The sequence below is a fragment of the Mongoliitalea lutea genome (genome assembly GCF_014652135.1).
Classification (GTDB): domain Bacteria; phylum Bacteroidota; class Bacteroidia; order Cytophagales; family Cyclobacteriaceae; genus Mongoliitalea; species Mongoliitalea lutea.
In genome coordinates this window covers 1-25,990 of the sequence record NZ_BMYF01000022.1, presented here as the reverse complement: position 1 = coordinate 25,990, position 25,990 = coordinate 1, and the positions used below count along the sequence as shown (strand labels likewise).

Annotated in this window: 16 protein-coding genes; 5 read left to right on the top strand and 11 right to left on the bottom strand. The window is 38.0% G+C overall.

The window, feature by feature from the left end:
- Positions 1-9 precede the first annotated feature (9 nt).
- Positions 10-315: a type II toxin-antitoxin system HigB family toxin gene (locus IE080_RS15910; RefSeq protein WP_189584894.1), complete on the bottom strand. Its 306-nt coding sequence runs from the start codon at positions 313-315 to the stop codon at positions 10-12.
- A gap of 879 nt (positions 316-1,194) precedes the next feature.
- Between IE080_RS15910 and IE080_RS15905 the strand changes: the two genes are divergently transcribed.
- Entirely contained in the window at positions 1,195-1,827 is a 633-nt protein-coding gene (locus IE080_RS15905; protein ID WP_189584892.1) for a hypothetical protein, read from the top strand.
- A gap of 143 nt (positions 1,828-1,970) precedes the next feature.
- Here the strand turns inward: IE080_RS15905 and IE080_RS15900 are convergent, their stop codons facing one another.
- Positions 1,971-2,354 (bottom strand): hypothetical protein, encoded by a 384-nt coding sequence (locus IE080_RS15900; protein ID WP_189584890.1) that lies wholly within the window; start codon positions 2,352-2,354, stop codon positions 1,971-1,973.
- A 145-nt stretch (positions 2,355-2,499) separates the two neighbouring features.
- Here IE080_RS15900 and IE080_RS15895 point away from each other — a divergent pair, with 145 nt between their 5' ends.
- From IE080_RS15895 to IE080_RS15880, 4 genes are all read left to right on the top strand, one after another.
- On the top strand, positions 2,500-4,479 hold the full coding sequence (locus IE080_RS15895; protein ID WP_189584888.1) for a tetratricopeptide repeat protein: 1,980 nt from the start codon (positions 2,500-2,502) through the stop codon (positions 4,477-4,479).
- A 114-nt stretch (positions 4,480-4,593) separates the two neighbouring features.
- Entirely contained in the window at positions 4,594-6,726 is a 2,133-nt protein-coding gene (locus IE080_RS15890; protein WP_262893063.1) for a GIY-YIG nuclease family protein, read from the top strand.
- A gap of 242 nt (positions 6,727-6,968) precedes the next feature.
- Positions 6,969-8,183 (top strand): hypothetical protein, encoded by a 1,215-nt coding sequence (locus tag IE080_RS15885; RefSeq protein ID WP_189584886.1) that lies wholly within the window; start codon positions 6,969-6,971, stop codon positions 8,181-8,183.
- A gap of 40 nt (positions 8,184-8,223) precedes the next feature.
- Positions 8,224-8,715, top strand: a complete 492-nt coding sequence (locus tag IE080_RS15880) for a hypothetical protein (protein ID WP_189584885.1) — start codon at positions 8,224-8,226, stop codon at positions 8,713-8,715.
- A gap of 20 nt (positions 8,716-8,735) precedes the next feature.
- Here IE080_RS15880 and brxL read toward each other — a convergent pair whose 3' ends face one another.
- From brxL to IE080_RS15835, 9 genes are all read right to left on the bottom strand, one after another.
- A complete protein-coding gene (gene brxL, locus IE080_RS15875; protein WP_189584884.1) occupies positions 8,736-10,787 on the bottom strand; it encodes a protease Lon-related BREX system protein BrxL in 2,052 nt (683 codons plus the stop codon).
- Positions 10,788-10,798: 11 nt separating this feature from the next.
- A complete protein-coding gene (gene pglZ, locus IE080_RS15870) occupies positions 10,799-13,120 on the bottom strand; it encodes a BREX-1 system phosphatase PglZ type B (protein ID WP_189584883.1) in 2,322 nt (773 codons plus the stop codon).
- Entirely contained in the window at positions 13,090-14,388 is a 1,299-nt protein-coding gene (locus tag IE080_RS15865) for an McrC family protein (RefSeq protein WP_189584881.1), read from the bottom strand. The genes pglZ and IE080_RS15865 overlap by 31 nt, the downstream gene beginning before the upstream one ends.
- Before the next feature lie 12 nt (positions 14,389-14,400).
- The gene (locus IE080_RS19695) at positions 14,401-17,031 is read right to left on the bottom strand and encodes an McrB family protein (protein WP_308428179.1); all 2,631 of its coding nucleotides are present in this window, start codon (positions 17,029-17,031) and stop codon (positions 14,401-14,403) included.
- Between the two features lie 17 nt (positions 17,032-17,048).
- Positions 17,049-20,276, bottom strand: coding sequence for an Eco57I restriction-modification methylase domain-containing protein (locus tag IE080_RS15855; RefSeq protein WP_189584878.1), 3,228 nt, complete (start codon positions 20,274-20,276; stop codon positions 17,049-17,051).
- Complete coding sequence (gene brxC, locus IE080_RS15850; protein WP_189584875.1) at positions 20,276-23,716, bottom strand: BREX system P-loop protein BrxC; 3,441 nt, start codon at positions 23,714-23,716, stop codon at positions 20,276-20,278. Before brxC ends, IE080_RS15855 begins: the two co-directional genes overlap by 1 nt.
- 11 nt (positions 23,717-23,727) lie before the next feature.
- Complete coding sequence (locus IE080_RS15845) at positions 23,728-24,273, bottom strand: DUF1788 domain-containing protein (protein WP_189584872.1); 546 nt, start codon at positions 24,271-24,273, stop codon at positions 23,728-23,730.
- A 3-nt stretch (positions 24,274-24,276) separates the two neighbouring features.
- Positions 24,277-25,008, bottom strand: a complete 732-nt coding sequence (locus tag IE080_RS15840) for a hypothetical protein (RefSeq protein WP_189584869.1) — start codon at positions 25,006-25,008, stop codon at positions 24,277-24,279.
- Between the two features lie 213 nt (positions 25,009-25,221).
- The gene (locus IE080_RS15835; RefSeq protein WP_189584866.1) at positions 25,222-25,827 is read right to left on the bottom strand and encodes a DUF2971 domain-containing protein; all 606 of its coding nucleotides are present in this window, start codon (positions 25,825-25,827) and stop codon (positions 25,222-25,224) included.
- Positions 25,828-25,990: the final 163 nt, after the last annotated feature.

Sequence of the window (25,990 nt, the reverse complement as noted above, 5' to 3'; positions counted from 1 at the left end):
TTTTACGATTTAAAACTGGTCCACTGTATTGGCATCAGCTTTATCATATTCGGCATGTGTCCCGATGAATTTGATAAATACCCACTGCCTTGGATAACTTATCTGAATAATAAGCCGGTATTTATTTCTTGCAATATTAAAGACCACCCTATTATTTTTTACTGGGTCAGCATCGGGAAAGTCTTTGACTACATCCAATGGCATCTTCCAAACTGCCTCCTTTGTTATGGATATCCATGTTTCAATACTAGCTTTTGCATCGGGGTGCTTTTCATAGAAGTTTACCAGATTCCTTAAGGCAATGATGTTTTTCAATGGTTTATATTTATAAACTGTGGAAGTTAGAAAAAAGTTTTCAATTTGAAAACAACTGGATTGGTTTATTTATTATAAATTCATTCGAGTAAATAATTTTTAACTTTAAAATACTCCAATGAACATGACCATGAAACCTTTCTGTTATAATATTTGATGGTATTCCAAGGTTATCTAATAAAACAAAATCATTTATTATTCTGATTCTTTTTCAATAACCACCTAATAAATTTTAACGAATAATGTTTGAATCATTTTCAATGGAAAAAAGATTGTAGTGAGCGAAATGATCCCGAGTCTCAACTATTTAATTAATGAATTTTTTTCATCAGGAATCTTTTTCGTGTAATTATTGCAATTAGTGGACAACCCTCATTTCCTTTGAAAAAACCTTCAAAGTCTGAAAGACCTCAACAATTCAATTTCCTTTCCTTTCTGCGAATTCAGCGCTTTCTGCGAGAACTCCCCCTTCTGTGCCAATCTGTAAAATCTGTGGACAAGCTCTAAAGAGCCATGCGACTACATTTCGCCAATAAATTTCAACACCTTTAGTGGATTCAGCGAGAATCCTATTTTTCGTGTAATTCGTGCCATTAGTGGACAACACTCATTTGCCGATACAGAAAATCCCATAGTGTTTGCTATCAGTATATTATAAAGTGTTTGGCAACAAATAGGCTACAGGATTTACAAAACCTAAATCAACTACAATCAAATTAATCACACTAGATTAAAAAAGAAACATGCTTTCTGATTCTTTCAAAGATACTCAATCTAATGGTAAAAGTAAAGGTTTCAATCTATCTGGCACTCTTTAAATAGCTGATGAAACTGAGTAAATTTATAACTATCCAAAAACCAAATCTTACTATCACATATATGGACAATTCAAGTATATCTTCAAAGCAAATCATCTACAATCTCATAAGGCTTAAGAAAACACTTATACAAAACTTAGGTCATGAAGAAACTTACAAAGCCCTGATAGAAGCAATCTGTACATGGGAACCAACAAACGATAAAAACTCCCCTTCTTTAAAAGAGTTAGTAGCCTTATCAGGACTAAGCTATGATAGGGTCAGAAACCAACTACAGCAGATGTACAGGAAACTCGTGGATATGACAGAAGAAGAACACTTTTTCTTTACAATTGCGGAAGTGGAATATGTTTTCTATGTCGATACTGATAAGAACAGTCTCTCATTCAGGCTTAAGTCTCTTCCCGTGGTACCTAGAGTTGGTGAACAAATATCTATTCCCTTTTTTAGTGCTTACCTTGACTCTTATGACTTTTATGTAGAGTATGTTAAGCATGATATGGAGGAAGATAGGCAAGTTGTTTCCATTATTTTGAAACAAGGATTATTTAATCCCTACTGGTATTTCCGAAAAGCCCAAGCATGGGAAGAAGGCGAAATCGACTACAATGATTTGAAGAACCTGAATGAATATCAATTGAAAGGAAAATTAAATCTCAAAAAATATAGTTTTTGGAGGAAGGACAGCTATTAAACCGTGTTCAAGTGCAGATTTGGTGTACTAGTATCTGTGATATGATTCGTCAATACTTATTGACCACAAAAATAAACCTTGGGTATTTATGAAAGGACCGTATGGATCTACACTGCCTATTGCTTTGTTTATCAGAAATTGACTCAGATTTCATCTAAATTGAAAGGCTCACCTCCTCTATCAAAATACGTTCCTCCCTTACTCCAGTTCTTAGTCAACACCTGATAGCAGCAACCAAAAAAAGCCTCAAGTTTATCGCTTCCTTTATCTTGAATAAGATCGCCATTTTCAAACTCAAATTTGACGTAATTAAGGCGAGTGACAATGGCAGTGACACTAAAAGAATCCTCAATACATTCAACCAAAGTCATCATGTTATCCCAATTCTCAAAAAAATCAGGAACAACATTGAAAGATATGGGCTCTTGAAGTCCTTCAAAAATGAGTCTATCTCCCTTACCCTTACTAAGAATAAAAGCGTAAAAATACGCATTTACTTTATTGATTTGTTCGTTCCTGTCTTGCATTTGGTTTTGTTAATTCGAGATTGGATGTATTAGACCTGAATATACCAAAATCTGAAATGATGAACTCTAAATCTCTTATTTTTTGTCCAAACAAGCTCTTTGGACTATCTTTACTATCGCATCCTTTTATCAGTAACCGATCTCAATGAAGATATTTTATCACCGCTCAGAATTTCTAAAAAAGCTTTTCCCTTCCATCGATATTACAAATGACGAACAGGTAATTATTGCGCTCAAAAAATATTACAGTCTTAGCAATCTGACTCCTGAAATCAAATTGACGGAAGAAAGCATAGAAATATCATTACCTAAGGAACAATTGAAGGATGATCCCAGTGTTTTTTCTAAAGCAACTGGTTTATGTGCGCAAGGAAGATTCTCAGAGGCGCGACCTATATTGGAGGACTTGATCAACAGGTATCCTACTGTCAGTGAATACTACCGTAACCTGGCCCAGACCTACGAAGAAGATGGGCAGCATGAAAAAGCGATTGACATTCTCATCGATGCCTTAAAGTGGGATCCTAAAAATCATTGGGCACTGATACTTATGGGAAATATCCATGCCCGCTATTTTGAAGACGTGCAGTCAGCCATGACCTATTATGAACAGGTAATGGAAGCAGATCCGAATAATTACGTCGCTCTCAACAATATCGGAGGCACTTTTCTCCAGTTGGGAAAATTAAGCCTGGCAGAGAGATTTCTCACGAAGGCATACAAAATAAATCCAAAATTCTCCCATATCACCCTAGGCTTGGGTCTATTGAATTTTGAAAAAGGAGATCTCAGAACTGCCTTTGAACTGGCCATCGATACCTTCAAAAATGAAGAAAAGATAGATAGCGCGGTTTATCAAAAAGCAATGCAACTGGCAATTGAATCTGCTAATACACTAGTCAAACAGCAAGTTGGTAAGGAAGCTTTGGTTGACTACATACAGGAAATAGAAACGTTGACCGGTAAAGAGGTGAAAATTGAAGAAGATTCAAGTATCTCCACAGCTGCCAAGGTTGAATTTGCTGAGAATTATGGGAGGGAATTTCACCTGGTTAAAACCAATCCAAAATATCCCAATACAGACCATCTGATAGCACATGAACTTACCCATCTAAAACTGGCTGAAGAAGCACGCAAAGAGAATGTAAACATGTTATTCATTGGCAAGGATAGCAAGTTGGAAGACTTCAGAAAGTCCATTCAAGGTTCGTTAAAAAAACTGGAGAAAAGAGGAATTCCACAAAGCTCCATTGACAAGTATGTATATGGCTTGTTCCACGGAATACTGGGACAGGTCTTCAATACCCCAATTGACCTTTTTATCGAAGATTACCTTTTCAATCAGTTACCAGAGCTCAGGTATGTTCAATTTGTTTCATTGTATCAGCTAAACCTTGAGGCACATAAAGCGGTGAATGACCCTAAAATCATTGAGCTCTCCCCTTCTGATATCATGACCAAAAGTAGGATCTTCAACGTGGTATCAGCGCGACATTTTGAGTCTTTGTTTGGAGTAAAGATGCAAAAAACCTACGCTGTCAAACCCTTTGAATTGGAACAGAGCAATGCGTTTTGGGAGGAGTTCAACGAATACAGGAATGACAAGAAACCAGGTGAAGAATACGAACTGATTCAGCATTGGGGAGAAGATTTAGAATTGAATGCTTACTTTAAATTAGAACTGGAAAAATCCACTAAGTCAACAGATAATATCTCTTCCAAAACTCCTGAGGATTTACTTGAGCAAATCGAAAATGATCCATTCCAGCAAAGCAGTTTGGATGAAGATGATGAAGAAGAACTGAGAAAATTCCAGGAACAACACGCCGGCAAGGATATCAATATGGCCGTGGCTATGTACATGGTAGGTGCTTTGAATTACTTCAAGAATAAACCAACGGAAAAAGTCAAAGAAATTGCTTTTGAGATCGCTATGCTGGGAAGAAATGGTATCAATCCACAGAAAAAAGGATACAAGCTTAACCTGATTCCCAACTCGTCTTTTTCAGGTTATAAGCTCCTCGCCTACTACTACGTCAGTTGGGCAATTACCATACCTGAAATGTTAAAAGACCTGGAAATGCCTTTTGATAAAGAGTTTGAATTGGCTAAATCACTTTTATAAGGATAACATCGAAATTCTTTTATGTATCGCTTTGAAATAGGCATTCATCCCAGAAGAATACATCAGAATCACCAAAAATCCCATCCACCTAAAGAAGACTTTTAACACAAGAGAATGATCTCGGAAAATAAAATTTTAAAAGGATATGTTTATATCCTAATCAATAATTCCATGCCTGGATTAGTTAAAATTGGAAAATCCACAAGACCTCCAGAAATTCGAGCGGAAGAACTATCTCGCAATACAGGTGTTCCTCATAGCTTTCAGGTTGTTTATCAGACTCTTGTTAGTGATTGTCACTTAGCTGAGACAGAAACTCACAAATTCTTAAATGTCTATCGCGAAAATAAAAATAGAGAGTTTTTCAGAATTTCTTTGAAGCAAGCAATTGATGTTCTGAGAAAAGTTATTGCAGAAAATAGACTTCAAGAATCTGAATTAGAAATTAACCCTTATAAATTTTCTTATGAAGAATTTCATTCAGCAGAAGCACTATTTGAAAAGGTGATCTCAGATGAAAGCTATTGGGATCAAGCAAAATCACATGCACAAAAAGATTATCTTTTTGACTGGCTCAAAAAAAAATCAGAATACCATGCACTTGTAACAATCGATTCCAATAAACATCTTCAAAATGATGCTGACGTATTCTTATCCATCATTGCTTTCTCCATCATTCCGGGCTCATTCAAATTTAACGGGTTATCTTTAAATAGTTTTCAGGACTTTTTAATTCATCTACAAAAAAAAGATAAAAAGAGCTTTGAGCTTTTAAGGCTATTGATTTCTGGTAAGATATTAAAGATCTACAAAGGATATATTGTAGCCAAAAATGTTAAAGAAGATAGGCTTCACAAATTTTTAGAATTAATCGAAAAAGAAAAAAATGTCCCGCATTTAGAGCTTTTATTGAACACAATCAAATTTTTAAAGTGGTTGGTTGACAGTACACAGTTTCTAAAGCTTAATACAGTTAGTTTCAAAAAGGTCGAATTTTTAGTAGAGAAAGATCATTGGATGGAAGATGCCAAATTTTATATGCTTCCTCAACAAATATTAAATGATGCCCAGTCTGAGAATGAAGAAAAGGTCCTAGAGGCTGTAGCTTATTTATCTAAAATTAAACTTATGTATGAGAAGCACGGGTTAATTAAAAATGCAAAAGTTAAATTTTTAAACCTTTATGGATTTTTCTTAAATACAAATTTTTACTTTGAGATAACACGTTTAAAACCTGATGAATACAAACATTTTGTTCGATTTTTGGTAAGCAGAAAAGATGTTGAGGAATTAAATGAGCAGTTTGTAATCCCTTATAATATCTACAATACACTTAAAGAGCCCAAAACATTCAAAGAATATATAGTCGCATCTATGTTTCTTGGAATGCTTAAGGGAGAAGATGAACATGTTGTTAAGGACCAATTTAACTTTTTGACGTTTGCATTAGAGCATATTCTCAAAAGTTTTAAAGGCTATTTTGAATTAATAGAAGCTAATAACTTAACTAATATTTCAAAAAACTTCTTGATCAACGATATTGAAAAAGAACTACCATTTTTATCCTCCGTAGGGGAAAAGAACTATTTGTATTCCTTTTTCAGGTCTTATTCTTTAGTAAGAAATAAACTTAATCTTTATCACCTGGAGTTGATTTCCAAAAAGTCAATAAATAAACTTATGAATTCCTATGAAAAAGATTATGTGATTCCAATTGATTTAAATTTTCGAGATGAAAAGGTTGGGTTTTATAATTTTGGCTTATTCGAAACAAAGCTATTTCCCAAAATCAAAAAAAGTGAGCTTGAAGATCTGTTTATACCAAAAACGATATACAAATCGATAAAATTTGGCGACTTAATTGATTACATCAATGCATGGAATATCTTATCTGGTAAAGATTTACTAAAAAGTGATAAAAATAAATATGCAATTCTCTTATACGCCCGAAACAACTTCGAAAAATTTTCATTTGATAACATACTTCGCTATGAAACCTTGAATAAACTTATTTTACCTAGAGACTTGACTTATCTCTTGAAATCGGAAGACATTTCACTTTACAATAAAGGAGTCCAAATATTTACCTACAACAAATATTTTTGGCTTGAAAAATCATTTTTGGAGGATTTTCTAAAAAGAAGAAAAATACCAAAACATGTCATTTCTCCCATTTATTCATTCGACATAGGAACTTATTTAAAATCGAGTAGTGAGATAATAAAAATGGCAAGTTCTTACGATTAATTTAGATTACAATAAGGTTTATTCATTTCACAAACACATTAAAGTATGTACTAATAAATTAGATAACCTAAACAAAAATTTAAAAATTTTAAGAATCAAGCTCTTACATTATAGCCAAAAAAAATGTGCTTTTGCGTCTTTTATTTTTTAATTCAAAAAAACTAATTTCACAGTAAATGCTGGAGAAATAGGAATTCCAACATGATAAATCACATAATTATCATTTTATTTGTAGAGTTCGAATGAAATTTACGCTTACTTTATTCATACTCGTTTGGAGTAATTATTTATTGTCCCAAAGTCTTTTTGAACGTGGCTACAGGGCTGGTTTCAAGGAAGGTTATTGCTATGAAAAACTATCTAGTATAGCATGTTTTGCCCCAGAACCAATACTGATACCTTTTCCTAGAATCAATGAATCAAGAGACAATTATCTTGATGGTTTTAATAGAGGAGTTTTTGAAGGATTGGCTAAATACAAAGAGGACAATATTCAAAAAAACAAATTAGATAAATCCTTTGGAATACCATTGGAGTTTGGTCCTCTTATTTTACATACGCCGGACTGGGGCTTTTTAGAACGAGTTTATGCAGAAGCACAAAAAAACATAATTCAACAAAGGGCTTTTTCAGAGGTTGATATCTATACTAAATATTTAGAAGATAGACTTTTAAAATTACGGGAATATCGGACTCCGCAAAATATTAATTCAAGACGAAGAGCATTTGAGCAAATTGAAGCTAATTATAAAAATCAAATTAATTATTACCCAAAGTATATACCTGATGGGTTCTACAAGGTTTCTTTAGTATTTGATAATAACAGTTTAGGTTTTGTTCACGATGCAACGGTTGTCACACAAAATAATCGAATCGTAGGGGTTACTTATATGAATCCAATTTTCAATGAACTTGATATTTTTTTCTCAAAAGCACATTTTCCAAATAATCTTTTTGATGATGAAGGAAATGGAGTCATTGAACCTGTTTATTCTATCGAAAATGGAAAATCAAAGGTTAGAATTGGTAACTCAATTTTTTTTCCAAACACCCCACATAAAGAACTGATAGTTTATTTTAATGACTTTGTTAAAGCTTATGACGCTACGCAGAAAAAATTATCCAACATTATTAAAGAATACAATTCAAATCCTCCTGCATTCAAAGTTAATGATGGCTGGCAGTTAGGCTATCTTTCTGATAGAGAGATCATTTGTGATTTACGAAACTTCTACATTCAAAATGGAAAAGTAACCAAATGGAAATCATTAGCTGGTGTGGAAATTTTTGTTGAATCTGGAGGGATTTTAAATAAAGGAAAAACTACGATTACAAGGACCATTCAACCAATTAACCCAAATCTAGATAAAATGTCTTTCTCGAAGCCACAAAGGAAAGAGTATGATGTTTTCTTTTTAGATGCATTTACCGGATATGAATTGATTGGTGAATTGTGAGAGTATTAGCAGTGTTTAATTGACATAAATTATATTCAAAATGCAAAAATCTCCCCCTACCTGGATCATTTATTTAACTGTAGTATGTACACCTTCAATTTTATTGATATTGTCATATGAATATCCTTTTTTGATTGATTATTACATTTATCAAAGTGTGGGAATTTTTATCTTATTGTATTTAATATACAGGCTAATTAAAAAAATCATTTCTTTTATAAACAGAATCATAGAAGAAAGACGAAAATTACCATTTACTGAAAAAGAAGTTGATCGGGCTTTTGTCATGCTTTATGATTTAAGTAAAGGAGTTAAACCTCATTTCTTCTGTTACCCCCAGTACAAAAGTTTATATAATAGCCCACATCAAGACTATTTTTTATTGAAATATCACACCTATTTTAGCGATATTAAAAAAGTCCCTGTTGAGACTTTAATTGAGGCCGGAAGACACTATGAACTAGCTAACTTTGTTTATAAGAGATACCCATTCTTAGTACCTGTACCTAAACCAAAAAATGAGCCTTTTTAAAGTAAAGGGGTATTGAAGCATCAATACCCCTCCATCAAAGTCTTCACCAAACAATCCCTTAAATCTGTATAATACTGAATATTGATCTTGGTAATCATGTCGTCGGATAAATCATTCAGTTGCTTGCGGGCATTGAGAGGGACGAGTAAGGTGGATGCTCCTTTTTCGACGGCCAATTCTGCAATATTGACGGCGTTGTAGATCATATCCAAAGAACCTCCGAGATTCAGCGAACCTACGACTACCAGACCTCCTTTGGTATTCTTTTCCAACATGGCACTGCACATGGCCATCAATACAGCCATACCCATACCATTACCACTTTTGGATGAATCAAATGCTCTCAATTGAATGGAAAAGTCGTGTGATCTTGGATCTCTATCCCCTACCAAAGTCTTACTTTTGCTGTAAAGGTTTTGCTCAGCATAGCGCACACTTTCCTGAAATGGTGGCGGCACCGGTCTATTGAGGATTTTAACTCCTGATCCTGGTCCCATGTTGATTTCTACCTTATAAAGACCTATGGATTCTTCTTGACCTCCGGCATTGATTGCCCATATTTGTCCAGGAGGAAGTGGGTCTTCACTGATGGTGTTTTCACTATGGATTTCTGGAGTAGTGACAAAGGTTTCCACTCCTTCATCTCCAATACGGTAACTGAAATGCGTATTCCTAAATTCTGCAGAACCAACTCTTTTCTGTTGCTCTTTTACCCTTCTTCTGTATTCCAAAGCAATTTTAATAGCCCACTCAAGCAATTCATCAGAAATTGGCGCATCAGGATTTGGCTGCATCAATTTCAGCAAACCATTCAACGTCTTATTTACCGCTGTGGTGTCCCTTCCACTCAAAGCCCCTCCGTAGTCAATTCTGGGAAGAATCTGCGTTAATCGGCTGGTATTTCTCATACGGGTCCAGCATTCAGATAGAAAATCGCTGACCAAACCAAAATGCTCAGTAAAGTAGGTTTTATTCAATTTAGGGAAATCCCAACCCGGAACGAAAGCATGGATTCGGTCCATAAAGGCGGTATCATCCCGCATTTCTTTTGGCATGGGACCAAATAGATGGGAAACCCGCTGCTGATGCTCTACATCCACATCAAAGTTTCCTACCATCACCACACCACCGTCTGCTCTGATAGGTTCTTTGCCACGGCTAAACTCGCCGCTTTCCATATAGCCCTTCATAATGTTGATGCCATCTTTCTGGTCGAAGGAGATACCCGAAACCTCATCAAAACATACGACATCATATTTGCAGACCAAGCCTCTTTCACCACTTCCCATATTAACAAACATCTTGGCCACAGTAGCTTTACCACCGGAAACTAAATGAGCGTAAGGGGAAATCTGTTGGTACAAATGTGACTTTCCTGTACCTCTTGGCCCCAACTCAACCATATTGTAGTTTCTCTCTACATATGGAATCATTCGCACAAAAAGTACATTTTTGGCTTTTTCGCTGAGAGTGGATGGCTCCATTCCTACACTGCGGATAAGGAAGTCTTTCCACTCGGCTAAAGTAAACTGTTCACGACCCTGATAAAGAACATCCAAAACGTTCCTTTGAGATAATTGAATCGGTCTCAAAGACCTAATTCCAAAAGGTCTACCACTATTTTCCTGAGCGATAGCAGCATCATATTCCAACTCAACTTCTGCGTAAAAACCTCCTGTCAATATCCGGTCGTTTTCATTGACCAGTTCCTCAGAAATCCTCACCCGATTCAGCTGCAAACTAGGCAGATTGGCAACATAACTATCAGAAGCCGTATCCAGCCTAGCTGTAATGATGTCGATTAGTTTAATTGAACCATTTTCCCTTGCTTTAGATTTGAAGTATTCTTCTTCCCCTGGCCTGACGGTACGGTCTGAGAGTTGCCTTTTAACTATCTCTAACCCTTCTTGAATTTCTTCCTCATCCGTAGTAGCACAGTATCTTCCCAATAAAAATTCAATGACATAAGTAGGCACAGGATAGGTTTTTCTAAACTGTTCCAACAAGTCCTTGCGGACGATGTATCCTTCAAAAGCTGATGCTGCTATCCGATCAATATTATCTAATACCATAATAAAAGTTGTTATCCTCCAACAGAAGTGAGTTTTTTGTCCATGATGACACCGTTGCTATCCAGTAAGACAATGGTTGCTGCTTTTCCCTCCGAATCATCGTTCACCATAACCCTTCCCTTATTTTCTCTCACAAGATTATTCTGAGAAACAACAATGGATGTGTTTTCATCAGAAGCTTTCGTGCGAACATCAAGCTTATAGCCATCTGGTGCATGCGCTGTTTCTACGTTACATTTCAAATTTACCCATTTTATGTGTTTTATTTGAGCATTGTGTTTGGGTTTGAATTGGCTTTCCAGAACAATTTCAGGTACCAAACACTCATGAATGGATATACCCCCATGTGCATATTCTTCATTGGCTTTGAAGAAACTTATTCCTGGTGCGTAGGCAATGAAAACTGAGGGGTTCCATCTCCAAGGTAGCTGTAAAAGCGGTGTCACAGCTCCTTCTTTCATTAGAGCACACCTCCCCCACCTTGTCTCAGTCAACTCTGCATATAGTTGGGTTTTTGGTAGACCTCCTGGTAAAAGTAACCATCCATGATCAGTGACGATCTTAAGTTTGGTATAACCTTTGGAGAAAATCTCTTCAACTGTTTCGGTGATTTGGTCAAAGAGTTCCTCTACCCTTCTGACTAAGCCCGATTGTTCTTGGTGCCCTTTGGTGTCTATATCCCCTATTTCCATCCAGTATTTTTTTCCAGATTCTATCTCTGAGAGTTTAGAAACGTATTCGTAGCCCTTATCTTTCAATGCATCTCGAAAGGCCGCCGTAGTAAGATCTTTGGTGTTTTTTAACTGAGGTCTAAACTCCCTGCAATCACTGTTTACGCTTACCATAGAAGCAATCGGAGAAACCTGGACTTTTGCCGTTGGAGTTAAAGAAGGGATAGCAGACCAAGAAGTGCTCATGTAAAATTTGATGGATGGGGATTCCTTCGAAAGATGTTGGATATAATCTTTAGCCAATTCGTATCTGAAAGCATCTACAAAAAGGATAAAATCCATCGTTTCTTCAACTGTTGTTTGATGTGAAAAAACACTTGAATCTTGTTCAGTTAATTTTTGAAAACGATCAGTAAGAGATTCCAGCCAAGGCATGTAAAACATCCTGATCACTTTTGAAATGATTTCTTTGTCCCGTGTAGACTTGACAGTCTGTAGTGATTTACGCATGAAGTGATCTACCTCATAGCCTTCATTTGCATAGTAATCCTTCAAATCTTCCAGAGAATAGTTACCAAATGTAAACTGACTATTTTCAGCCAATTTCATCAGATAACTGAGGGATTTAGCTAAAGGTGCTTTATCCAATTCTGCCCAAACCCATGATCTTCTTTCCTTGTGCTGATTTTCTAACTCAAGAAGTTTCTTGATTGCTTTAGGAATATCCAGCTTTGTGAGGGCATTCAAAGCATCTGCAAGTTTATTTTCTTCGGCTTCATTTAACTGAGGCCAGGTTTCTCTTGGTAGTGCATACATACCTACACCCAAATCTACCGGCATGGACAGTTTCAAATATTCCTCTATTGGAGCGTATTTCTTTGGGTTATTGGCAAATAGCTGCCACACATTTTTCCAATTTCCGGATTGGCTACCCAACTTTAATGCAATGTCTTTGATGTTTTTGATATCCAGCGTAAAATCAAACTGACCCTTGCATAACTCTATAAACACATTCCTTTTGGAGCTATCCATGGATTCCAAAAACCTATCACCATGGATCATCCATTGGAGAATGCTTTCATTGATTTCCGGAAAAACCATGATATTCAAGAAACCTGCATCAATTTGACTTTTATTCAAAAACATTTCCTTTTCCATAAAAATGGATGGAAGTGCCTTTTTTAGCGCCTGTTTAGTACTGTTATCCTTCTGCACTTTAATTCCCAGTCCATGCTGTACATTTTCCACAAAAGCCAATACGGTCCACTCTTTTCCATTTTCCTGTAGAAAAAGATTGCCGGTATACTGGTATTCAAGCAAAGGCTGTAGGTCAAAAACTGCTGTTTCGACTTTTCTTAAATCCGCTTTGGAAATACCTGGCAAATAGATAATAGGTACCGCATGTGGTTCCCAATCCGCTTCCGGAAGAAGCCTAGCCACCATGCATTTGATCCATATAGCAGGCCCTGACTTCTGTACCGGATCAAATTGACCATAAGTCAATAACTCCGGTAACTCATGCTGTAGCAGTGGAATAACCTCCTTCCATTGGCTTTCCGGATCCGGCCACAAAATAACTTCTGGGCTTTCCATCAAGCTGCTGTTATGCAAGGTGCTTTGCCTGAGTGCTTTTATGATTTTATCGAATATACTTTCGCGCATCTTTCAATTTCGTCTTCAATAAATGTAACTAATCTTTCCCCAAGTTGACGATCCAGCTTCTGATTTTCTGCCAGAACCGAAACCCTCAACATCCCACAACGATGTAGCTCTTTGTCTCCATTTTTGAAATAGCCTGAATCGAATGAAATGTTCTCGGAAAACTCTGCCGAGGGATACAGCAAAATTGCAGATTTACTATCCCAAAACTCATTATACACAAACATCTGCTTCAGGTCGTTATCAGCAGGGTTGTTATAATCTGGCAATTTCCATTTCGTATCTATAATCATGTAAACCTTCTTATCTATGGTCACTGAGATATCAGGTCTAACCAATTTAAAGGATCTGCTATTGTCGGCAAACCAAAATCGTTTTTGATTTTGAGGCTGTATAAACCAACCTTGTTTTTTCTTCTTAAAGAGGGCTCTGAAAATGTATTCTTCCCATAGCTGATTCATGTCAAAAAGAATGGCCAGTACATGATTACTTCCACCGCTGATATCAGGTCTGTAGTTCAGCAATAGCATGGCAGCTATTTCAATTGCATCACGATAAGAAGCAGTTTTTCTATTGTAGTGTAGTTTTTCAAAAGTTTGAGCATTTACATGAATGTCGTTTAACTCAGGAAAGTTTAACAGCAGCGATTGTACCCTGTCTCTTAGCAAAGGGCTTTTGCTAAGAGTGGAAACCAACCTTAGTGCCTTGAGCAGGATCTGATTGAGGAGGTGGTTTTGATCATAGACCTGATGCCTGGTATAGAAATTTTCCTGATGAACGAGATTGTATTGAATATTTTTGCCAAAGAGCAATTTGCCCTTCAAGGCTTTACAGTTCACATCCTGCAATCTATATCGTTTGATCAAACCTTGTCTGAGCAATTGCTCACAGGCCATTACATAAACCTCCAGATAAGCTTCCAGGATGCTGTTATAGCGATGTTTTAGAAATGCCTTTTCATTTGCTTCTACCTGCATCCAGTGGCATTCTGCTAACATATCCAACAATACTTTGCTCCAAACCGCTTCCTGCCCCTGTGCTGCTTGCTTTCCCACCTTTGGGAGAACCTCAATTACCAAATCTCCCGCTTGAATCACCCCGACGAATTGTTTGAATCTGACACCGTTTGGAGTCAGATCAAAATACTTCCCTCCATGCGTTTCGTTGTACCAACCCAATAGCTGCCAATGTCTCCTTTGGAAACAAGAATCCTCCTGTACCTGAAGGGTAGTATATTCAAAAACCTGTATGGGTTTATTGCAGGAGTTCATACTTGGCCAGCTTTAAGAATAGATGGATTGGAAATCCTTGGCTTCTAGCTTCATTGGGTCTTTCAATCGATATTGCCAAACCTGTTCATATTGCCCAGCAATTCCATTCCCAGCCAAAAATTTGGCGAAAATACTGGAATCCACTTGCGTGTTCCCCTCAAAAAAGGCATCCCCTAAGACTAATCCTAACTTTTCATAATCGTTGTAAAAGAACTCCTGAAGTAGCGGAAGAATCTTATTGGCATAGACTGTTTTTAGACCTTCTAAATCTGTAACATTCCAAAACCAGGCATGACCTATGGTGTGGTCACTATCCTTCAATACCGCTAACCTTTCATTCAGCCTTTCCAACATTTTTGGTAAATCTATCCCATCCGAGGTTGGTTTTAGATCTTCCGGTAAAGGAGGCATAGAATTAAAGCTAAATCTTCTTCTCAATGCTGTATCCAATGCTTCCACACTTCTATCCGCGGTATTCATGGTGCCAATGATATACAGATTGGGTGGGACAGCAAATGCATTCTTAGAGTAAGGAAGATCAATATAGAGAACTTCATCTTTACCCATCCGTTTGTCAGGTTCTATCAAGGTGATCAATTCACCAAAAATCTGTGAAACATTACCTCGATTAATCTCATCTATAATGAATACAAAAGGATCAGCCTTATCATTGGCCACAACTTGAACGGTTCTTTTCGACCATATACTTTGAACAACCTTCTTCTTATCTTCATAGCTAAGTTCCTTAGCTATTACCGGAATCTCAGTCTTTTTGTTGGTATTCCTGTAGCTTGCAATTTTATTCAATACAGCCCAATAAGCAGTTGAATTGCTCCCCCCTATAATATCACGAATATTTTCGTGAATATTGTTCATAGTAGAAGGATTTGGGTATACATCATAAATTCTTGACAATCTGTCTTTTGATACAGTGTAGGCTCTTTCCCTTCCTTTATGGATTAAAACAAAATTCCCCTGTGAAGTAATATTGATTTCAAGGTCATTATTCGAGACTGTTTTGATTTCTTTAACAGTTCCCTTGGAAACTTCTTCAAACAAGAGGTCATACAATCCATTGAAATCCAATAATTGCTCAACCAAATGGTCTGATTTATTATTTTTCACATGGTAATTGTATGTCGCTTCAATGCAGGCCTGCATAAACAAGCCGTCTTGAATTTCATATTTCAAAAAGGAATCTTCATCTTCTGCTTGAACGGGTTTGATGCCTTCAATGAAGTCTTCGTAGGCCATATTTTGGTGGAAAGTATTAAAAAATACTCTCTTTTGTTTCTGTAAGGAAGCAAACCTCACTTTGGCATCTAATCTAGTGGATGGCACTTCTCCATCAATAATTTCTAATGATCGATCAATGGTCTTGTACGTTTTTCCCGTTCCCGGAGGTCCATACAAGATAAAATTAAGCGGGTGATTTGATTTATTTTCCATAGCTACTGTTTCATCTTCCTCTTGATCTCCAAATTCCTCATTAGGATCATTGTCAATCACTTCAAGGTTAAAATAGGGTAGGAACAAGAGTTTATTGATTGATTCAAGTTCAGAGGGCTTTATTTTCCAAAAAGTAGAATTACCACTTGGCATGATCATGGTTCTCTGATCCTTTAGTCCCAAAAGTGTTTCACCTTTGGGAAAATAGATAGGCTTGACTTCTCTGTAGATCCAATCTTCTTTTTCAGGTCCAAAAAGTGATGCTACATCAGGGCTAAAATCTTTTATCCCTGATGTAACTTGACCTATCCACTTTATTTTGTCACCTCCATAGCAGAGATAAACATAATCACCCTCCTTAATCTCATTTACAAACTTTTCACCTTGCCCCCTCTTAGTATACCTATTTAGGGTGATCCAATTATTTTGATCTACAATGTCAATAATGGCTTCGTTTTCAAAATCTTTATTGAAAATTAAAGCCCCATGTGAAATCTTGTAAATGCTTTGACCACCAAGCTCAAGCGTTTTTGCCATAAACAATCTACCGTCTTTCGTGAATATGTGGCCAACTTGATCGATATGACTGAAATCATCTTCCTTTACCAATGATTTTAATTCATGCAATGGTTCAATAACTTCTTCATATTCATTTGGTATATTATACCAGTTGATAAAGTTTAAGTAGGAGTTGTTGAAAATGGGAAAAAGTGTTGGGTTGATATAAAATAACCAAGGAGAGTAAACACCTCTTTTTACTTCTGGAACTTTCTTTTCCTCATATTCGGAAACTAGCTTTTTGGCTTCTTGAACGGTATTCAACTTAAAAGCATCAAGCAGAAAATTTCTTACTGTTTGAAGCTCTTCATCAGTCAATCCTACAATTCCTGTTTTACCAGCATTCGTATACCCAGGAACATAATGTTCCATCGCTGCATCCCAGATAGACTTTCGTTTAGCTTCATCCAATACTAAAGCTTCCAATTTTTTATCAAAAGTATCGTTAGAGCAGTTGTATTTGAAAATCTGAATCAGGTCTGTCAGAACCTGATTGGTAAACGGCTCTATGGTCAATGCTTCAGCCAGAATCTGCCTAAAAACTGGAATAATAGCCTTTTGAGCTTCTCTATCTTGATAGAGTTCCGAGCTCTTGTATTCTTCGAATACCTGTAAAAAGTGTGCTGAATTCTTCATGTTGTATCATTTTTTCATTAGATGCCTCTCGCTCTCCTCTTTTCCTCCAAACTCAAATGCAGATCATTGTTTCTTTCCTCGCCCCAGGGTGCTCCAGGAGGGTTTTTGCCACGGTCTTTGCCCCATTTGATATTTGGTTTCTTACGGAGGATATTGGCCTCCATAAAGGGACGGATATTCAGGCGTACCCCATCATTCAGGTCCGGATCCCAACCAATGGGCTGTTCCGAGAGCGGCTTCCAGCGTACAAAGATGTCATAGGGCTTTTCTCCTTCTAGGATCAATTCCAAGGATTCCTTCAGCTTCAGGGCAGCGCTCAATAACCCATCGGCACCACTTTCACCTGCTTTCTTTTTGGCTTCACACATGCGGATCCAATCACCGAGATAGGTATAGATCAACTTGGACAGGTTGTTTTTAGTCAGCTTGTGGTAGTTTACCAAAGCTGAGAATCCATCCTTTCTTCCGTCCCAGATATGCCAGATAAAAGGTCTGTTATTGAATACCTTGCAGTGTTGTGTAAAAAACTCATCACGCAGCCAGGCTTCCAGATTTGCAGAAGAAGCTCCTTCTTTTTCCAAGAGCTGGGTGATGGTAGAAATATCATACTGTGCACCCCAAACTGCTTGGATATATTCGCGAAGCCGATCGGCCCCCGCAGCTTCTCCATTTACAGAAGGAATACAGAATATGCCATCCTCATCACTGAAGTGATCAAATGCCTGAATCTCATGAATCAGTTCTCTTGCTTTAGGATCCAGTTCCATTTCCGGATCCGACTCTGCGGGCCAGCGGTAACCTATAGTTCTTGAAACAGCCGCTTGAAGAGGGTTTTCAGAATTTTGAGGATGTCCATGGAAAATCCATTGAGTTGGATCATTTGAGTAGGGAAGAGGAATGCCACTCGGGTATTGTTCTTTAGAAACATTTTGCCAATGTTCAAGATCGAATGGAACTTTTCCAACAGAGGCTGTTGAAATTGCCAAGTTTTGATCAATTTTTCTTAATTCATTTCGATACTCCTTAGAAAGAATATAAGAATAGACAACCTCGGACTTGATATCCCCCTTGGGAATAATTACCGTTATTTCACTTGTAAAAGGTTTGGAATAAAATTCACAGCCTTGTAAACGCCCAACATTAGTTAAATAAAAACCAATTTTATCAAACGCTTTTTGACCCTGAAATCTAGCAAAATCTTTACCTTCATTATTCCAATTTAACATATAATGGCACCCATCTTTACTTGAAGAAAATGGACCGCCATATGATAACATCCAATTTTCTAATGATCTGTTTTCCCAAAAAAGAAATTTGAATTTACTATCATCACCTGTTTTTATCCCTTGATAAGAATCGATATGTAATTGAAGTAAACCAACTGATTTGTTATTAGAATAGTTTTCAAGAATTATTTTTGAATCTGGATTTCTTAGTTGGTTCTTTTGGATTAATGTTATTAAACTGTTTATTTTTATTGCATCATCTTTCAAGGCAACACCTGTTATTTTTGAGGCATCTATACCAAAAAAAGTATCGTCCTCTAATGGTTTTATTTTCGAAACTGATGCCAAAATAGCTTTTACTACTTCACCTGAAATTTGACTGAATGCACCTGATCCAAACTTAACAATAAAGTCCCATTTCCATTTTTTTAATAAATCTTCCCTATGTTTTTTATAAGTTGCTTGAAATAACCAATTTTGTGGCATTACTGTGCATGCTGTTCCTCGGCTTGATTTCAACATTCTTTCAAAAAATACATTTGCAAGCTCTCCTTTAGATAATGGAAAGTTTATAGAACAAAAGTTAGCCAGTTCACCCTTTTCTTTTTGTCGTCCTCGACCCAAATACGGTACATTTGTAATTTGCAAAAAGTACTTTTTAGAAAGTAATAGCCCCGCTTTTGCTATCCCAGCTGCCAATACCCCTCTCTCAAATTGTTCCCCTTCCAGTTCGGTTGACAAAGCTTTATCTAAAACAGGTTGGAGTTGCTCAAAACTGGCAGTATACACATCTGCTTGAATAGTGGTAGGGTCCAAAAGGGAACCTAATTCAGGTGCCAATTGGAAATGTTTGTAAAGCTGACGCATTCCATTTTCCATCCTGGATTTGTCTTCAAAGCGATCTACCTTTCCTACCAGTTTTACCCAATCTTCTTCTTTCCCTTTAGGAGCGATACCACTACAAGCCAAGTTCATTTCGGGAAGCTCTTTGTAGTGACCACAGAATTTCCAGGCCGTCAGGGCCAGGTTAAAGGCTGCGATCTGTGTACAGCGCGGGTCAATCTCCAAGCCATGGAGGTTTTCACGAATTACTCTATCTGTAGCCTCTTCTTTACCGAGTCCTTCTTCATGCATCCTTAGCTTGGCGAAGACCGGAAATAGAGAAACCACAAAATGCCCTGAACCCATGCAGGGATCTAGAGAAGTGACTGCAGCTGTCTTATCCGGCCAGCCTTCGAACTTCCCTGCTGCGGGAGTACTATCTTCCAAATACCTCAGGTATTCGAACTTGACAGGTGGTTCTACCCCAGGGTTTCTGCTGACCCACCAAGCACCCAAGGTATTGTCGATCAGAAAGTCCACCATATACTGTTCCGTAAAGAGTTGGGTGACCGCAGGGAGCTTTTCTCCATCGATTTTATCTCCGGATTTATTGATTCTATCTTTTTCCTCACTTTGCCAATACTGATAGACCCAACCCAAGGCATCGTCTGTTTGGAAGGTGTTGTCTTCTAAAGCTGATATGATCTCTTCCAGTTCTATGCGGTCATTGCTGGCATACTGCACCTGGATCACAGGGTCGGAGGGTCTAAAAATCGCCGGCAGCATCAGTGAAGCATAGTGCATGGCTGTTTCCCATTTGTTGGCATGACCTTCTTCAGCTGCCAGTTCCTCACAGTCCATCAGGGTAACGGCCACACCATCAGGGTGCATCAGCAGGTTGTTGACTTCTAAAAACTTCGCAAAGAGCATCTTGTGCCAGGTCTCGTAGGCGAGTTCGTAAGAAAGCTTCTGAATACGTTGCTCTCCATTCTGTTCCAGAACATCCCCCAAAAGCCGTCCCTTCTGACGGAGACGGTTTCTCAGACTGCGCTGATCGGGACTCATGTGGCTAAAAGGTTCTGCCTGATCCACAGCCAAACTCATCAGGGCATTTTTGGCACCTTTTTCAGCACTTTTCCTGGCCTGACTGACTGCTTTCTCTAAAGTGCTTCGTTGGGAAGAGGATAATACGGACATTACTTCAAAATAATGGATGATGAATTTTCTAAAAGAGTCTCAAGTTTTGCCTTGAGGTCTGAAATATATTGTTCCAGCTCTGCCTGATTGTTGATGGTACGTTTGGGTAGGTAGAAACTTGCTGCCTTCGGTGCTGCCAGTTCTATGGCCTCGTTCAGCGCTGCATCAAACTGTCCCTGAAGGGCAGAGATTTTGGTCTTCCAGTTGTCCAGAGAAATCTTTTGCAGCTGATGCGACAGGTTATAAGCATCATAGATTTTTGTCTCGTAGGAGGTCAATAACTGATTCCTTGCAAGAATGGCATGCTTCTGTTCAGGACTGAGTTTACTGAAGTATTCATTGGCCTGTAGCAACTCCATTCTTTCATTTCGCTGATGGAGGTATTTTTCTATCACCTCATTGAGGAGGTTGCCCAGCTTCTCCTTCAGTTGGTTCAGTAATGGTTGAATAGGATCAGGCTCCTGATAGATCAGGCGGTTATCTCTAATGGCATCAATCTCCGATACAATCATCCCAAAATCCGGACTGTTAGGACAGTATTTCTTCAGCTCACAAAGCACATCCCAATCAGGTTCTCTTTCTCTAAGCAGCTCTTCTTTCTTAGTCCAGTCCTTGTATTTTTCGCTCAGTTCATCCTTATGATTGAGCATATCCAAAAGGCGTTCATTGCCTTCTTTGTTGGAGATCTCTTTAAGAAAAGTTGTATTGATTCGCTCTGGTTTTGGAGCTTCCCCGGAGATATTCTGAGCCAGATTCTTCAACCTATCCAAAAAATCATTGGAGTATGGGAAAATATCCTGGTTTGGAGGGCAATTGATCCCTGCTTCTTGCAGCATTTTTCTGATGCTGATTTTTTGAACTGCAGAAAGGGTGTGGATCTCCTTTTTGAAGGTTGCTTGATTGATGGTACCTGTTTTCAGGTCGCTCTCGGTAGAGGAAAGATGTTCACTCCGCTTGAGACAGATCAGCATGGTATCAATCGCATCCTGTGTCCAGCCATAAGGAGCAATGCTAAAGTGATTTCTGATTTCACGACCTGTTTTGCTCTGATTACCAATAAAGTTAAGGATACCCAATGCCACAGGATGGTTCACCGCCTCACCTCTATAACCTATAGCATCCAATGCATCTGGACTGCCATTAATGGCTTTGGTCAATGCCTTAGGCCAGTTAGCGAAGTCTGCCTTATTTTTGAATTCAGGAAACTGTCTATCAGCAATTGCATGAAGGGCGCTTTCTATGTTGTCCCTCACAAACGCACCGTCCACCTTATTGCCTCCCGCTAGGAGTATCACCACTTCTTTACATATTTTCTCAGTAAGCTCTTGAATATTGTTCAAGTAGGTTTGTTTCCTAGTTTCCATGCTGCGCATCACCTGTTGTTCTTCGATAGAATTTGTAATTCCCATAGAATCCAAGGTATTTTTGGCTGCAATGTAGTTGATGATAGCGGTTCGGAGTTCTGGATCTCTTTGTTTGGCTACATAAGCAAAGGCTAGTGGGGTGTCATTACCCAAGGCCCGGATTTCTGCCATGAGCATGGTTTCGTTGGTGTACCAACCATCTTTGATCCAAAGGTGGAGTTTTTCATCCCTGTTGGGTGCCGTATCCTTGTCCCAAAGTTCAAAAACTCTAGCTACTCTTGAAGTCCCATGCAGAATAGCTATGGATTTGGTTTTATCCTTGAAGTAAGCTAGTATTTTTTCTTTACGGAGATTATGGATCTGATCTTCTCCAGAATTGGAGATTTTAACATGATGTTTACGGAACTCCTGATCCCAGTTAGCACCCACTTTGGTCTGAAGTCTATACTCATCATCGATAGGCATTAAGACCTTTTCTTCAACCAGCTTTTGAATCAACTCCTTGATTTTATTCCGGAAGCTTTCTGAATTGGTATTGAGATCATCTAGCAAAAGCTCTGCAATATGCGCGTCGTTTGCTTTGAGACCGGTATTCTTTGCTTCGTTGGTAAGTTTCTCAATCAGGAATACACCTGTCAGAATTCTACTTTCCAACAAACCATCACCCGCTTCTGCTTTCTTGCTCTGAATAAGCGTGTTGGTGTCTGAGAGCAGCAATCCTGACTGTATCAGCTGGGTTTGGTTTTGGTTGAATATAAAATCCGAAGGAACGACTCTTCCAACAGCATCATCTGCCACATGCTTCAAACTTTCATCGATGATCCGAAGCTGATTTCTAAGCATCCCCTGTGTGCCAGCAGTATCAATTACTTTAAGAAGCCTGTTCCAAAATTTTCTAGTAGATGGCAAAATAGGATAATCAGCCACCAACATATTTTTATCTTCATTGATAAAGGCAAAATCAGTTCCTGAAAGATTTCTCGACACTTCCCCCATTGCTTCTTCCAGTTTATTTTGGATAGCAGTGACAGCAGACGGCTTTTTCTCCAGGATGGTTTTACGGATTACTTTTTGGATATCGGTATCTGAAAGCTGAATAGGCACTCTAAATCTGGCCATCAACTTTTGGAGGGTAGGTGTATCCTGAAGGGCATTTTGTCCGGTAGCTACAAAGAGAAATTTGTTGTCAAACCTGGAACATAAGTCTTCCGCCAAAAACTGAACAGCATTGGCCAAATCTCCATCGGTACCAATAAATTGCTGTACCTCATCCAACACGATCAGGGTACAAGGTATTTTTTCACCGAATTTTAGCGGAAGGATTTCTTCTTTGATGGTTCTGATAAAATTCTCTCGGGAAATGGATTCTACCCGTGGATATTGAGCTCTGAAAATTTCACGTACCTGTGCTTCATTGGTTGCAAAATCAGGTTTGATTTCCAAAATTGCTTTAGCCAATGCTGAGGAGACAAAAAGATTTTCTACTTCTTTTCTGAATACTTTCCCTTGTGACTCTATTTTTTGCTTTAATTCATCATGAATACCCTCCTCTATAGTCCAATGAATAAATTTGAAGTGATGGTATTGAGGGGGAAGATCTAATGCACTCAGCATGATCTGCAAAAAAGAGTAACTGATATCTCTGGAAGGAAAGTCTCTCAATGTTCCTGAAATCGAAAGTCTACCGTAGATTTTCTGTTTCCGGTCGATCTCTGTTAATAAATCTTTGATTTCGGTAGGCAATGGTTTAATAGTCCTTGCTGTAGCCCCATTTGGGAATTCAAAATCATCCCATAGGTAGCCTGCCATCTTCACCAAGTGGGACTTACCCGAACCAAAGAAGCCTGACACCCAAAAAGCAGGAATATTGGAATCCTTCTTTTCAAAATTTGACAAATAGGTTTCCAGAATCTTTTTTAAACCATCGTGATACTCACCTTCACAGACGAAGGTCTTCAATTCGTATTCTGCAATAGCCAGATCATCCGTTTCTAAAAGTGTCTTGATCTTGGCAACCCCATCGTTTTTGATGTTGGTATCAGTTGGGTTTAACTTAAAAAGGTCTTTATTCTTCATCTCTACTAATTTTATATCGTAATGGGTCTAGCCATGTAATCCCATCCATCTCTGGCATCCAATAATCTGTACTGGTTTTGTTCAAATTCACCTGGAAAGAAAATCAGCAACCTTCCCTGAAAGTCTCTATCACAATGCTTGATGATTTCTGATAGCCTTGCAAACCCAAACAATGAAGAAACATCCAACAGTGCCACCAAGGTATCACTGTCTTGTGATAACGCTACTAATTTCTCTTTAAGGAATTTTATAGCGAATGGTATAAACTCCGCTTCCAGCTGATCTACAATGTATTCAGGATTGGCAAAGTATTCATCCCGGTAATCGTGCTTGCTCATCCATTCAGGGAAACAGTTTTTCATAGAGATGGCCTGCCATTTTTTTCCAGCTCGGAGCGTTGCTGTTTCAAACTCCCCTATCCTCAAGCTGACTTTTCGCTGTTCGGCAGGGTCATATACCAGAAACCATACTCTCTCCTGTCCGGATAAGGTGGAGTTCCAGGGTTCATTGACTACTTTGTCAAACTCCAGAATCAGTTGATCTACTTTTGCAATCATAGGTTAGTCGAAGATTTGTAGTTTGGATATCAATTGTGGAAAAGCAAACGATGTAACACTTCCACTGTATTGGTACTGCAATAGTTCTTGTTTTGCTGCTTCAATGGCAAGATCTCTGAGTTTGGTTTCGCTTAGGCAAAGAGATTTGACAGTAGGATTTTTTAAAATAAACTCTCCCCTATCCCCTTCTAAGAAAGCCAAGAAAAAGGCAAAGGCAGCTACTTTATAAGATATCTCAGGTTGTACTCGGATATTCTTGGTTTTACCTTCGATAAAGCCTGCTTGCTTCCAAGAACTAGCGAGATTTTTACCAATGGAATGTGAAGTTACAGCAGAATACTTATTTGGGTAATAGCGCTCCAAATTCTCTTTAAAAGCCTCTACAGTTACCTTCTCTTTAAGGGGAGTTTGTGCAACTACCTCAGCACTTTCAAACAGCAAGTGGTCTTGTGTAAAGGCAAATAGAAAAACCATAAGAGGTCTTTCATCTTCTGAAGTTATTTTCCAAAAGTATTTGAATACTTTAAAACTGTCCACCTTTGGGTCAAAGAGATAGATCCTGGATAAAAAGTTAGACGTTTGTTTGATCCCATCTGCTGACTTCTTGCCGAAAACATTGGCCTCCATAGCGGTGGTGTACGTATCTAAATCAATCCCAAAATCCATCACCTTCTCCAATTCCTGAAACATGATGGTCCGATGGACGTGGACAGTCTTCTTTTTATTATCCTTCATTGATAACTTATCTCTTAATTTAAAACCAGCCATTACAAGTGTAAATCACCTACAAATAGCTGGAAAATAGCTTACAAGAAAAAACCTTCTTTAAGTCTATGGTAAAACATATACTAAACAGTTAGCTAAAAAACTGTTCAAGAAGCAAGATACTAAAATAAGTGAAAAAGGGTATGGGTTGTGACAGGAATGGTCGGGGAATATTTGAATTCATCAAATGTTTAATTGTTGTATAACTATTCCATTTCCATTTAAAGTGGCATGTTTAAAATCCACATTCAAATTGTTTTTGATACATACTTCCATTATTTCATCTTTCGATTTTTGGGCTATATCCCAGCCAAAAACAACTTCCTTGAAGCAAATTTGAGGCAGTATTATTTGACGATCCTTAATTGAAGCTGGGTTAGGATAAAACTTATGGGTTCTATATTCTTCTTCAAATGCCCATTTTTTTTCTTTGTGGAAGACTTGCTTAATATGTTCTGTATTCCTGTCATCACTATGATAGATAACTGGTAATTCATCCACATAAAATACAGGCCCTCCTCCTCCTACTTTGCTAAAAAAGACCTCAGAGTCGAAACCAACGCAAAAATCTTTGCCTGAACCACTGTATTTATTCCACATTGATAGATTTGAATGGTTGGCTGTTAAGCTCAAGACTCCAAACCTTTTGTCAAATTCTTCATAATGTTCTTTTTGGGTCTTTTCTATATACCCTTTTTTCGTTAGAGGTCCATTTTTGGCCCACTCTTTTGCAAAATCCCGATGCTGTTTCCTATTAAATCTTGGATTTTTGGTTTTTGAGACTTCCATGTATTTATTGAATCTATCTTCGTAAGTCATCAAATCATACCTTTTAAAAAGTTTACAGTGTCTAAAACGGAGGTCAACGGGCCAGGGATTCCGGTGATATTGGGCCATGGATTCCGGGAATCAATGGGCCAATAAAACCGTTTGGATTCCGGAGGTCATTGGG